The sequence below is a fragment of the Nonomuraea zeae genome, assembly GCF_005889725.1.
GTDB lineage: Bacteria > Actinomycetota > Actinomycetes > Streptosporangiales > Streptosporangiaceae > Nonomuraea > Nonomuraea zeae.
Map to the genome: position 1 here is coordinate 1 of NZ_VCKX01000335.1, position 12,453 is coordinate 12,453.

General features: G+C 71.8%; 13 protein-coding genes. 9 read left to right on the forward strand and 4 right to left on the reverse strand.

Annotated elements, in window-relative coordinates:
- The 3 genes from ETD85_RS53150 to ETD85_RS53160 all read right to left on the reverse strand — a co-directional run.
- On the reverse strand, nt 1-797 hold a 797-nt coding region (locus ETD85_RS53150), incomplete at its 3' end, for a multicopper oxidase family protein (protein WP_206059448.1).
- Between the two features lie 283 nt (nt 798-1,080).
- Nucleotides 1,081-2,115, reverse strand: coding sequence for a LacI family DNA-binding transcriptional regulator (locus ETD85_RS53155; RefSeq protein ID WP_138697484.1), 1,035 nt, complete (start codon nt 2,113-2,115; stop codon nt 1,081-1,083).
- Nucleotides 2,112-2,996, reverse strand: coding sequence for a substrate-binding domain-containing protein (locus ETD85_RS53160; RefSeq protein WP_138697485.1), 885 nt, complete (start codon nt 2,994-2,996; stop codon nt 2,112-2,114). The genes ETD85_RS53155 and ETD85_RS53160 overlap by 4 nt, the downstream gene beginning before the upstream one ends.
- A gap of 157 nt (nt 2,997-3,153) precedes the next feature.
- On the opposite strand from ETD85_RS53160, the gene ETD85_RS53165 reads away from it, so the two are divergent.
- The 9 genes from ETD85_RS53165 to ETD85_RS53205 all read left to right on the forward strand — a co-directional run bounded on the left by ETD85_RS53165 (nt 3,154) and on the right by ETD85_RS53205 (nt 11,830).
- On the forward strand, nt 3,154-4,398 hold the full coding sequence (locus ETD85_RS53165; protein ID WP_206059449.1) for an amino acid ABC transporter substrate-binding protein: 1,245 nt from the start codon (nt 3,154-3,156) through the stop codon (nt 4,396-4,398).
- A gap of 3 nt (nt 4,399-4,401) precedes the next feature.
- Nucleotides 4,402-5,280: a branched-chain amino acid ABC transporter permease gene (locus tag ETD85_RS53170; protein WP_138697486.1), complete on the forward strand. Its 879-nt coding sequence runs from the start codon at nt 4,402-4,404 to the stop codon at nt 5,278-5,280.
- Nucleotides 5,277-7,046, forward strand: a complete 1,770-nt coding sequence (locus tag ETD85_RS53175; protein ID WP_138697487.1) for a branched-chain amino acid ABC transporter ATP-binding protein/permease — start codon at nt 5,277-5,279, stop codon at nt 7,044-7,046. The genes ETD85_RS53170 and ETD85_RS53175 overlap by 4 nt, the downstream gene beginning before the upstream one ends.
- Nucleotides 7,047-7,859, forward strand: a complete 813-nt coding sequence (locus ETD85_RS53180) for an ABC transporter ATP-binding protein (RefSeq protein ID WP_138697488.1) — start codon at nt 7,047-7,049, stop codon at nt 7,857-7,859. It abuts the gene before it with no gap.
- Entirely contained in the window at nt 7,796-8,890 is a 1,095-nt protein-coding gene (locus ETD85_RS53185) for an alpha/beta hydrolase family protein (protein WP_138697489.1), read from the forward strand. The genes ETD85_RS53180 and ETD85_RS53185 overlap by 64 nt, the downstream gene beginning before the upstream one ends.
- Entirely contained in the window at nt 8,883-9,803 is a 921-nt protein-coding gene (locus tag ETD85_RS53190) for an NAD(P)-dependent oxidoreductase (protein ID WP_138697490.1), read from the forward strand. The genes ETD85_RS53185 and ETD85_RS53190 overlap by 8 nt, the downstream gene beginning before the upstream one ends.
- The gene (locus tag ETD85_RS53195; protein WP_206059450.1) at nt 9,800-11,038 is read left to right on the forward strand and encodes a M24 family metallopeptidase; all 1,239 of its coding nucleotides are present in this window, start codon (nt 9,800-9,802) and stop codon (nt 11,036-11,038) included. The genes ETD85_RS53190 and ETD85_RS53195 overlap by 4 nt, the downstream gene beginning before the upstream one ends.
- A 119-nt stretch (nt 11,039-11,157) precedes the next feature.
- Nucleotides 11,158-11,433: a type II toxin-antitoxin system Phd/YefM family antitoxin gene (locus ETD85_RS53200; protein WP_138697491.1), complete on the forward strand. Its 276-nt coding sequence runs from the start codon at nt 11,158-11,160 to the stop codon at nt 11,431-11,433.
- Nucleotides 11,426-11,830, forward strand: a complete 405-nt coding sequence (locus ETD85_RS53205) for a type II toxin-antitoxin system VapC family toxin (RefSeq protein WP_138697492.1) — start codon at nt 11,426-11,428, stop codon at nt 11,828-11,830. Before ETD85_RS53200 ends, ETD85_RS53205 begins: the two co-directional genes overlap by 8 nt.
- 147 nt (nt 11,831-11,977) lie before the next feature.
- On the opposite strand, the gene ETD85_RS53210 is transcribed toward ETD85_RS53205, so the two are convergent.
- Nucleotides 11,978-12,453 (reverse strand): molybdopterin cofactor-binding domain-containing protein (locus ETD85_RS53210; RefSeq protein ID WP_138697493.1); only part of this gene is annotated, 476 nt, incomplete at its 5' end.

A 12,453-nucleotide genomic window follows, 5' to 3' on the forward strand; every position in this document is an offset into this window, starting at 1 on the left:
CGCCCGCCCTTGCCCTCCGCCAGCGCGACCAGGGGGAACGTCCCCGAGCCGAGCGTCACGAGGAAGTCGTAGCGCTCGCCCATGCCGATGAGGATCGTGTCCACGATGACGGGAGCGACCGGGAACCCGTCCGTGTGCGTCACGGTCAGCCGGTGCCCGCCGAGCGCGAGGCGGAAGGGGGTGTCCGCGGCCGCGTTGATCACCCGGAACCTGACGCGCCGCCCCGGACGGCCGGTGAACGTCGTCGGGGCGTCGGGGGCGCGCCCGTTGACCAGGTAGTACGGATGGCGCATCTCCGCGGTCACCCCGCCGAGCAGCGGGCTGCGCAGGGTGTCGTCGTGGTCCATGGAGGCGTTCAGCCGGTTCAGCGCGTCGTCCGGGGTGCCCCCGAGCCCGTCCAGCCAGTCGTCCAGCACGACGGTGTACTCCGCGTCGTACCCGAGCGGCTCGTGCGGGTCGTGCACGATCAGCGGCCCGTACAGGCCGCGGTCGAGCTGGGTGCCGACGTGCGAGTGGTAGAAGTACGTCCCGGCGTCGGGCACGGTGAAGTCGTAGTCGAAGTGCTCGCCCCGCTGGGTCGGCTGCTGCGAGTAGCCGGGCGCGCCGTCCATGGGCAGGGCGATCCTGATGCCGTGCCAGTGCACGGTGGTCGGCGCGGGCAGCGCGTTGACCAGCCTGGCGCGGACCCGCCCGCCCGCCGTGGCCTCGATGAGCGGGCCGGGGAGCAGCCCGTTGTAGGTCCAGGTGCGCACCGTGCGCCGGCCCAGCGAGACGCTCGCGGGCGCGGCCCGCAGCACCGTCCCGTGCGGCCGCGAGCTCCACCGCCGTGCCGCCCATGCCCATCGCGCTCGCGGCGCTCGCCGGCGCCGGCGCGGCGCCGAGAGCGGCGAACGCGCCGGTGATGAGCAGCCTGCGGGAGACCCGTCCGCCGAGACCCCGCATTGGTACCGAACCATCCACCGATACTCCCCCCGTTCACCTCGAAAAGTAACGGAGAGTGATCGCTGCCGCCCTTCGCCACGCTGATGGTCAAACCGGGCGCGCACGGCGCGGGTCGTCCCGGCGCCCGCCTGCGGGCGGTCAGGCGCGCGGCGGGGCCGTGGAGCCGCGGACGATCAGGGACACCGGCAGCAGGAGCGAGCGGGCGGGCCGCTCCGGCTCGCCGATGCAGTCCAGCAGCATGCGCGCCGCCTCGGCGCCCAGCTCGTGGTGGGGGACCGCGACCGTGGTCAGCGGCGGGCGCAGCTTGTCCAGGAACGGCATGTCGTTGAAGCCGATGACGCTGAGATCGTCCGGGCAGGAGAGGCCGCGCTCGGCGAAGACGTCGTAGCAGCCGAGCGCGATGAGGTCGTTGCCGGCCACGACCGCCGTGCAGCCGGTGTCCCTCTCCAGCAGCTCGCGCATGGCGGCGGCGCCGTCGTCCTCGCTCCAGCGGGCGCACTCCACCACGAGCGCGGCGTCGCCGGCCAGCCCCCGGTCGCGTACGGCGTGGCGGAAGGCCTGGGACCTGACCAGGCCCGTGGAGGTGGACAGCGGGCCGGACAGGTGGGCGATCCTGGTGTGGCCCAGCTCCGCCAGGTGGCGCACACCCGCCGCCACGCCCGTCGCGTCGTCACCGGTGACGGCCGGGATCCGCAGGTCCCCGACCTGCCGGTTGATCAGGACCATGGTGACGCCCTGCTCGTGCAGCTGCTGGAGCAGGGGGTGGTCGAGCCGGGCGGTGGCGACGATGAGGCCCTCGACCTGGCGCGAACGCAGCGACTCGATCTTGGCGCGCTCGCGCTCCTCGTCGTTGTCGGTGTTGACGATCCACACGTTGTAACCGCTGGACTCCAGCACGCTCTCCACGCCGCGCACGATCGGCGGGAACAGCGGGTTCGTCAGGTCGGGGATGACCAGGCCCACGGTGCTCGTCCTGGAGGTCTTGAGGCTGCGCGCGGCCGAGTTCGGCTGGTAGCCGAGTGCCTGCGCGGCCCGCATGACGCGCCGGGCGGTCTCCGCGCTGATCTGCTGGCGCGTCTTGGGGTTCAGCGCGCGGGAGGCGGTGGCGGTGTGGACGCCGGCCGCCTCCGCGACGTCGCGCAGCGTCGGGGCCGACGAGGGGTTGGGGGTCATCGGCCGGGTTCTCCTCCAGCGTCGGGGTCGTCGATGAGGCCGCCGGCGATCAGGTCGCCGGCGGGCGCGGTGCCGTAGCGGCGCCTGAGTCCGATGATCGTGGACAGCGACGGCACGTCGGCCCGGCCGTCGGCGACCAGGCCCGCGCCGGGGTCGCCCAGCCGCCGCAGGTAACGGGCCGCGGTGTCCGGCCGCAGCCGCAGCGCCTTGGCGGCCTCGTCCACCACGACGTCGTCGGCGCCGCCGCCGAGGATCGTCCGGGCGGTCTCGGAAAGGGCGGCGGCCAGGCCGCGGGCGGCCGGGCTCGCGCCCAGCGCGCACACCACCGTCCCGAGGTAGGGGCGCGGCGCGCCGGCCAGCCGGATCGCGCCCTCGTCCTCCGCGCGCAGGTCGGCGCCCGCGTTCAGCATGGTGGCCGCGCAGCCGCCGGTCAGCAGCGCCTCCAGGCGGCGCGGGGTGGAGCCGAGCGAGGCCAGGCGGTAGTCGCCCGGCCGCAGGCCGAGCGCGTCCAGCGCCGCGTAGAGCGCGAACGCGTACCCCGAGTCGGGCACGTCCACCCCGATCAGCTCGCCGGCCAGCTCCGCCGCCGAGGTCAGCCCCGGGCGGCCGTAGAGCGCGAGGCCGAGGCCGCGGTCCACGGCGGAGACGATCCGCACGTCGCCGGTCCTGCCGAGCGGGTTGCCCGGCACGAAACGGTAGGCGAGCACGTTGTCGGGGCTGGTCAGCGCGGCATCCAGCTCGCCGGAGAGCAGGGCCCTGAACTGGGCGGGGGAGGACGGGACGGCGACCTCGGCCACCTCGGGGCCGACCAGGCCGAGACGGCGGCCGGTACGCAGCAGCACGGACGGGCTGAAAGCGCCCACCATGAGGGGCTGTGTCACCTTCCTCCTCCGAGCGGTCATGCAGTCGTTTGCGGCAGGCGGCCTACTTGTCACGAAGGTCTTGACAGTACCTGCATTGAAACGGATGCTCCATGCCAGCGCAATCGTTTGCGGGAGCGAATCAGGCGCGCGGCGAAAGCTCATCGAAGGAGGGCTCATGACCGCCCAACCCCCCAGACCACCCGCACACCTGTCACGCCTGGCCGTGATGGGAGCCCTCGTCGTCGCCCTGGCCCTGACGGCCTGCGGGCAGCGCCCCTCGGAGACCCAGGCGGGCGAGGCGAAGCGGCCCATCGTGATCGGCGTCTCGCTGCCGCTGACCGGCGACTTCGCCCAGCCGGGCAGCGAGGCCAAGCGCGGCTACGAGATCTGGCGCGACATGGTGAACGCCAAGGGGGGCGTCCTGGGCCGGCAGGTCGAGCTGAAGATCGTCGATGACGCCAGCAACCAGGACACCGTGGTCGCCGACTACACCAAGCTGATCACCCAGGACAAGGTGGACCTGCTGCTCGGCACGTTCTCCTCGCTGCTGAACCATCCCGCCTCGGCGGTGGCCGAGAAGAACGGCATGGTCTTCGTGGAGCCGGCCGGCGGCGCGCCGAGCATGTTCGAGCGCGGCTTCAAATATCTCTTCTTCGCCCAGCCCGCCACCGCGCCCCGCCAGGCCGACGTGTTCGTGAACTGGATCAAGTCGCTGCCCGCCGCCGAGCGTCCCGAGTCCGCCGCCTATCCCAGCCAGGACGACCCGTTCGCCCTGCCGGTCATCAAGTCGATGCAGGAGCAGCTCGAAGCCCTCGGCGTGCGGACCGTCTACAGCGAGGTCTACCCGGCCGACACCACGAACTTCCAGAGCGTCGCCAGCACCCTGGCCAGCAAGAAGCCTGACCTGGTCGCCCAAGGAGCGGTCTTCGAGGACGGCGTCGGCATGGTCCGCGCGCTCAAGCAGCTCGGGTTCTCCCCGAAGATGCTCTTCCAGACCTCCGCGCCCAGCAACTCCAGCCAGTACAGCGACGGCGTGGGCCTGGGCAGCACCGAGGGCGTCTTCTACACGGTGAGCTGGAACGAGAAGGCGACCACGCCGCTGAACGCCGAGTTCGTGGCCGCGTACCGGAAGGCGCACTCCGCCGCGCCCGCCGAGGACGCCGCCGACGCGTTCGCCGCCGCGCAGGTGCTGGCGGCGGCCGTCACGGCGGTCGGCGCCATCGACCAGGACAAGATGCGCGACTGGCTGCACGCCAACACCGTGGAAACTCTGCTCGGCCCGCTGAGCTGGAAGGAGAACGGCGAGCCGAAGGGCAGCTTCCTGCTCGCCCAGTGGCAGTCGGGCAAGGTCGAGGTGGTCGGCCCGCCCGAGCTGGCGACCACGAAGACCGTGGTGAACCCCAAGCCGGCCTGGAAGTGAGCCATGGCGCACCTGATCCAGGCGGTCACGCTCGGCCTGCTGATCGGCGGGGTCTACGCCCTGATGGCCTCCGGGCTGACGCTCATCTTCGGCGTGATGCGGATCATCAACGTGGCCCAGGGCGCGTTCCTCGTGCTGGTGGCGATGGTGACCTGGTGGCTGTGGAACATGACCGGGATCGACCCCATTCTGGCCTCGGTGATCACCACGCCGATGATGTTCGGGCTCGGGTGGCTGGCCTACCGGCTGCTGATCTCGCGCATCCGCGGCTCCTCGCCGTCGATGTCGGTGCTCCTGACGTTCGGGATCGCGCTGGTCATCGAGGGGGTGCTGAACCTGACCGCGGGCAACAAGTTCAAGTCGGCCAGCCCCTCGTACTTCGAGGAGTCCTTCAGGGCCGGCACGGTCTCGCTGCCGAAGGCGCAGGTGTACGGGTTCGCGGCGGCCATGGTCGTGCTGGCCCTGCTGTACTACGTGCTCAACAGGACCTGGACCGGCCGGGCGATCAGGGCGGCCACGCAGAACCCGTCGGGGGCGGCCCTGGTCGGGGTCGGCGCGGCGGGGACGGCGGCGCTGGCGTTCGCGATCGGCAGCGCCACGGCCGGCGTCGGCGGATCCATCCTGTCGGTGCTGTACCCGTTCTTCCCCGCCTCGCACTACGAGTGGATCTCGCGGCTGCTCGGGATCGTGGTGCTCGGCGGGCTCGGCAGCCTGCCCGGCGCGCTCATCGGGGCGGTCATACTCGGGCTGGCCGAGACGCTCACCGCCACCTACGGCTCGCTGGGCTGGTCCACGCTGGTGTTCTACGTCGTGATCATGGCGGTGCTGCTGGTCAGGCCGCAGGGCCTGATCGGCGCCCGGCTCCGGGAGGACGCGGCATGAGGCGGGCGCACCTCGCCGCCGGGGCCTGCCTGGTCGCGCTCCTGCTCTATCCGGTGGTCAACCCGTGGCAGCCGTATCCGCAGGCCGTGCTGCTGATGGGGTTCCTGCTGGCGGTCCAGGCGACGAGCTGGAACATCATCTCCGGGTACGCCGGATACATCTCGCTCGGGCACAGCATGTTCCTGGGGCTGGGGGCGTACACGGTGGGGATCCTGGCCGTGCGCTGGGGCGTCAACCCGCTGTGGGTGGCGCCGCTCGGCGGGGTGACGGCCACGGTCGTCGCGGTGCTGATCGGGACCGTCGTGCTCAGGACGCGCGGGCACGCCTTCGTGATCATCACGATCGCGATGCTGCTGGCGGCGCAGATCATCGCGGTCAACTCGAGAGACCTCACGCGCGGCTCGGACGGCATCACGCTGGAGCTGCCGTTCTGGCACCGCGACTTCCAGAACATCCCGTTCTACTACGCCTTCCTCGGGCTGCTGGTGGTGACGGTGCTGTTCAGCGCGTGGATCAGGCGCACGAAGCTCGGCACGGGACTGGTCGCGATCAGGGAGGACGAGGGCAAGGCGGCCTCCATCGGCGTGCACACCACCCGCTTCAAGGTCGTCGCCTACGCCGCGAGCGCGTTCTTCATCGGGGTGGCCGGCGGGGTCTACGCCTACTACCTGACCTTCATCAACCCGGTCGGCTCGTTCGCGATCCTCGGCAGCGTCACGATCGTGCTCGCCGCGCTGGCCGGCGGGCGCGGCACCCTGTACGGGCCGGTCGCCGGCGCGTTCGCCGTCAACCTGGTCAGCGAGGCGGCCACGGTCTACGCGGGCGGGGTGCAGTCGCGGGTGCTGCTGTTCGGGGGCGCTCTGGTGCTCGTGGTGCTGTTCCTGCCCAAGGGCCTGCTGCCGACCGCCGGGGCGTGGTGGCGCCGGAGGCATCCGGCGAAGGTGGAGTACATCGAGCAGCCCGCCGCCCTGGCGGTCCGCGAGCGGACGCCCCCGCCGGCGGCGGCCCCCGGCGAGGTCCTGCTGTCGGTACGCGGCGTGTCCAGGCGCTTCGGCGGCCTGGTCGCGGTTGACGACCTGTCGCTCGACGTCCGCCAGGGCACGATCACGGCCCTCATCGGCCCGAACGGCTCCGGCAAGACCACCCTGTTCAACCTGGTCACCGGCGGGCTGCCGGCCGACTCGGGCGAGATCTGGTTCGACGGCCGGCGCATCGACCGGCTGCGCCCCTGGCGGCGCTGCCATCTCGGGCTCGGGCGCTCGTACCAGGTGACCAGGCTGTTCAAGGACATGACCGTGCGGGAGAACGTGGTCGCCCCGCTGGCCGACGCGCGCTGGCGCACCATGCTGTCCGACGCCGTACGCGGCCACGAGGCCGAGCGCGCCCGCGAGCTGCTCGACCTGGTCGGGCTGGGCCGCTTCGCCGGTCAGCAGGCCGGCGCGCTGTCGTACGGGCAGCAGAAGCTGGTCGAGCTGGCCCAGGTCCTCATGCTGGAGCCGAAGCTGATCCTGCTCGACGAGCCGGCCGGCGGGGTGAACCCGAGCCTGCTCGGCCGCATCGCCGAGGTGATCCGCGAGCTGAACGCGGCCGGCGTCACCTTCCTCGTCGTCGAGCACAACATCCCCCTCGTCCTCGACCTGTGCGACCCGGTGGCCGTGCTCGCCGGCGGCCGGCTGATCGCCGAGGGGCCGCCCGGCCGCGTACGGGAGGACCCCGTGGTGCTCGACGCCTACCTCGGCGCCGACTGGGTCCCGGCGGTGAGATAGATGCTGCAGCTCAAGGCGGTGGTCGCGGGCTACGGCGGCGGCAGCGTGCTGCAGGGCGTGGACCTCGAGTGCGCCGAGCGGACGATCACCTGCGTGGTCGGGCCCAACGGCGCCGGCAAGTCGACCGTGCTGCGCGTCATCAGCGGCCTGCTCGCCCCGGCCGAGGGCGAGATCCGCATGGACGGCGAGCTCATCGGCGGGCGCGCCCCCGACGAGATCCTGCGCAGGGGCATCGCCCAGGTGCCGCAGTCGCACGCGCTGTTCCCCGCCATGTCCGTGCAGGAGAACGTGCTGATGGGCGGCTACCTGATCCGCAAGGACCGCCGCCTCCTGCGCGAGCGGCTCGACCGGGTCAGGCAGCGGATCCCCATCGTCGCCGAGCGCGCCCGCGAGCACGCCGGCAACCTCAGCGGCGGCCAGCGGCGGATGGTCGAGATCGCCCGCTGCCTCATGCTCGACCCGCGCCTGATCCTGCTCGACGAGCCGTCGCTCGGCCTGGATCCGCGCGGCATGGCCGGGGTGGCCGCGGTCATCCACGAGCTCAACCGGGCCGGCACCACCGTGCTGCTGGTCGAGCAGAACGTCCGGCTCGGGCTCGGGCTGGCCACGCACGGCGTGGTCATGGAGGGCGGCAGGGTACGCCTGGCCGGCACGGCCGCCGCCGTCCGCGACAACCCCGAGATCGCCTCCCTCTACCTGGGCGGCGACTCTCCCCTGAAAGCAGCTTCACACGACAAAGGTGGTCCAACTTGGACGAGCGAGTCGCCTCCGCCGTCGCGCACTGGGCACCCAGGTTCACCGCCAACGGGGTGACCGTCTCCGACTTCGAGCGCATCACGGACGGTCTGGAGACCTGGGACGGCTGGTGCGCCGCCTGGTCGTCGGTGGCCGCCGAGCACGAGGAGCTGGGCCGGCAGGCGCTGGCCACGGACCGGTTCCTGTCCGCGGGGGAGCACCTGGCGCAGGCCGCCCTGTATTTCCACTTCGCCAAGTTCGTCTTCGTGTCCGACCTCGACCAGATGCGCAGAGCGCACCTGAGGGCGGTGGCCTGCCTCGACGACGCCCTGCCGCACCTGTCGCCGCCCGGCCGGCGCATCGAGATCGACTTCGACGGCGGCCTGCTCGTAGGCGTGCTGCGGCTGCCGCCGGGCCCGGGGCCGCATCCCGCGGTGCTGATGCTGTCGGGGCTGGACTCGGCCAAGGAGGAGCACCGGGTGGTCGAGCGGCTCTTCCTCGAACGCGGATTGGCCACGTTCGCGGTGGACGGGCCCGGGCAGGGGGAGGCCGAGTACGACCTGCCGATCAGGGGCGACTGGTCCCTGCCCGGCGCGGCGCTGCTCGACGCGCTGGGGGCGCAGCCGCGGATCGACGCGGACCGGATCGGGGTGTGGGGGGTCAGCTTGGGCGGCTATTACGCGCCCCGGGTGGCGGCCGCGGCCAGGGACCGGGTCAAGGCGTGCGTCGCGCTCGCCGGCCCGTACGACTTCGGCGACTGCTGGTCCGGCCTGCCCGCGCTGACCAGGGAGACGTTCCGCGTCAGAGCGCGGGCGAGCTCCGAAGAGGAGGCCCGCCACATCGCCTACACCCTGACGATGCACGGCTCGGCGGCGGCGATCACGGCTCCGCTGCTGGTCGTGTTCGGGCGCAAGGACCGGCTCATCCCCTGGCGGCAGGCCGAGCACCTGGCCGTCGCCGCGGGGGGCGACAGCGAGCTGCTCGTGCTGGAGGAAGGCAACCACGGCTGCGCCAACCTGGCGCCCTGGCACCGTCCCTACACGGCCGACTGGCTGGCCCAGCGGCTCACCACTGCCTCACCACTGCGAAAGGCGAAGGCCGATGACTGAGACACGACAGCGGGTGGGCTGGATCGGCACCGGCCGCATGGGAGCGCCCATGGCCGAGCGGCTGGCCAGGGCCGGCGTGGACCTGGCCGTGTGGAACCGGACCGCGGCCAAGGCCGAGCCGCTGCGCGCGCACGGCGCGGCGATCTCCGGCACGATCGCCGGGCTGCGGGACCGCGACGTGGTCTTCACCATGGTCGCCACGTCCGCGGACCTCGACCAGGTCCTGGCCGAGCTGCTCGGCGACGGGGACGGGCCCGGCGTCGTCGTCGACTGCTCCACCATCTCGATGGAGGCGTCGGCCGCCGCCCGCCGGGCGTGCGCCGGGCGCGGGACGGCGTACCTGGCCGCGCCGGTCAGCGGCAACGGCAAGGTCGCCAGGGCCGGCGGGCTCAGCCTGGTCTGCTCGGGCCCGCGCGAGACGTACGACCGGGTGGCCGGGCTCCTCACCCACCTGGGCAAGTCCGCCACGTACGCCGGCGAGGGCGAGACCGCCCGCCTGGTGAAGATCGCGCACAACCTGATGCTCGGCGTGGTCACCCAGACGCTCGCCGAGATCACCGTGCTGGCGGAGAAGGGCGGCGTGCCCCGGCACGCCTTCCTGGAGTTCCTCAACGACAGCGTGATGGGCTCGGCGTTCACCCGCTACAAGTCGCCCGCGTTCGTGCACCTCGACTACACGCCGACGTTCACGCCGGTGCTGCTGCGCAAGGACTTCGATCTCGGCCTGGCCGCCGCCCGCGCCCTCGACGTGCCCATGCCGGTCACCGCGCTCGCCGCGCAGCTCATCCAGGCCAGCCTGGGCGCCGGCCGGTCGGACGAGGACTTCGCCATCCTGCTCGACCTCCAGGCCGCCGCCTCCGGGCTGGAGCTCAAGCCCGAGGACGTGGCCGTGGACGACGGGCTGGGCTCGTGATCGGGCCGCTGCCCGCGCCCGGGCACATGGGCGTCGACTACGAGCAGCGCGTCGACTTCGACCGGCTGCGCGACCACCGGCTGCGCCGGGCCCGCGCCGCCCTGGACGGCAGCGAGTGCGGCGCGTTCCTGCTCTTTGACTTCTACAACATCCGGTACGTCACCCAGACCTGGATCGGCGGCGCCCTCGGCGACAAGATGACCAGGTACGCCCTGCTCGCCCGCGACGCCGCGCCCAAGCTCTGGGACTTCGGCTCCGCGGCCCGCCACCACCGGCTGCACAGCCCCTGGCTGGACCCGGCCGACTGCCATGCGGGCATGCTGGGCTTACGCGGCGCCATCGCGCCCACGGCGGGGCTGATGGCCGACGCGGTCAGCCGGATCAAGGGCATCCTGGCGGACGCCGGGCTGGCCGGCGCGCCCGTGGGCGTGGACATCGTCGAGCCGCCCTTCCTGTTCGAGATGCAGCGGCAGGGGCTGCGGGTGGTGGACGCGCAGCAGCTCATGCTGGACGCGCGGCAGATCAAGTCGGCCGACGAGATCATGCTGCTCACGCAGGCCGCGGCCATGGTGGACGGCGTCTACCAGGACATCGTGGAGGTGCTCAAGCCGGGCATCAGGGAGAACGAGATCGTCGCGCTGGCCGGCAAGCGCCTCTACGAGATGGGCTCCGACCAGGTCGAGGCGATCAACGCGGTCAGCGGCGAGCGGTGCAACCCGCATCCGCACAACTTCTCCGACCGGCTGATCCGGCCGGGGGACCAGGCGTTCTTCGACATCATCCACTCCTACAACGGCTATCGGACGTGCTACTACCGCACGTTCAGCGTGGGCAGCTCGACGGCGGCGCAGCGGGAGGCGTACGCCAGGGCGAGGGAGTGGATGGACGCGTCGATCGCCATGATCAAGCCGGGGGTGGGGACCGACCAGGTGGCCGCGGTGTGGCCTGAGGCTACGGCGTTCGGGTTCGAGGACGAGATGGCGGCCTTCGGGCTGCAGTTCGGGCACGGGCTGGGGCTCGGGTTGCACGAGCGGCCGATCATCTCGCGGCTCAACAGCATGCGGGAGCCGATCGAGCTGCGGGCGGGGATGGTGTTCGCGCTGGAGACGTACTGCCCGGCGAGCGACGGGTTCTCGGCGGCCAGGATCGAGGAGGAGGTCGTGGTCACGCCGGACGGGTGCCGCGTCCTGACCTTGTTCCCCGCTCAGGAGCTGATGGTGGCCAACCCCTACTGATCCGGCCTGTGCACTGCCCACCATCGTGGTGAGGGCGAGACCCCGAGGAGGTCCTCGCACAAGTGGCTCGTGGCGATGGTGTAGCACATGAGGCTACATCGAGCTACCATAGCCGTAGTATGAAGGTCATCAGTCAACGGGAGTTTCGAAACAACTCCGCCGCCGTCATGGATCAGGTTGAGGCGGGAGAGGTCTTTCACATCACCCGCAACGGAGTTGAGATCGCGGAGCTGCGACCGCTTCCGCGCCGACGGCGCCTCAGCGCTGAAGAACTCGTCGCCAGGCATCGCCGACTCCCCGTCGTGGACTACGCGGAGATGCGCCGAGAGGCCGATGAGTTCTTCGGCTCCGAAGATCGTATCGGCGACGACCCGTGGGAGAGGCACGATGGCTGAGCGGCACAGCACCGGGGTTATCGACACGTGCGTTTACATTGATCTCACGGAGATCTCTCCCGCTGATCTCCCCGTCTACCCCGAGCTCACCGCCATCACACTCGCCGAACTCCATCAGGGTGTGGCCATGGCCAAAGATCAGGCCACCCGAGCTGCGCGCGTGGAGAAGCTGGGTGCTGCGGTGACCGATTTCGAGCCGCTGCCCTTCGACGCCGACGCGGCGGCTCGTTACGGCAGCCTTGTCGCACTGACACTCGCGGCGAAACGCGACCCGCGGCCTCGCCGAATGGACCTCATGATCGCCGCAGTCGCCTCCAACCGCGGGTTGCCGCTCTTCACCCGCAACACTGACGATTTCGTCGGACTGGAAAGCATGGTCACCGTCGTTCCCGTGTAAACGTCGATCCAGGGTTGGCGCCGTCTGCCGGGTAACCGCCTTGAACTGCTCGCTGGTAACTGGTGGCTGACGTCGCGCCGTAGGCGACTTGGCGACCAGCCTGATGGAGGTGGATCACATTGCCGAGGCGGACGGCCATACGAACGATCAGGCGTGCTCGATGGCGGCGAGGATCGACTCCCGGGTGAGGGGCAGGTCGCGGATCCGCACCCCGAGCGCGTCGGCCACCGCGTTCGCGATCGCCGCGGCGACCGGGCCCTGCGCCGCCTCGCCCGCGCCCACCGAGGGCGTGCCCGGGTGCTCGACGAGCTCCACCGCCACCTCCGGCGCCTCGCCGAAGCGCAGGATCGGGTAGCTCTCCCAGTCGCCGCTGGTGATCCGCCGCCGGTCGAACCGCACCCGCTCCTTCAGCGTCCAGCTCGTCGCCTGGGTGGCGCCGCCCTCGATCTGGTTGCGCACGCCGTCGGGGTTGACGACCTGGCCGACGTCCACGGCGAGCGTCAGGCGGCGCACCCGTACCTCGTGCTCCGCCGCCACCTCGGCCACGGCCGCGCAGTACGCGCCGTTGCCCTTGTACCGGGCGAACCCGAGCCCCCGGCCCGTCCCCTGCTCCAGGCTGTCCC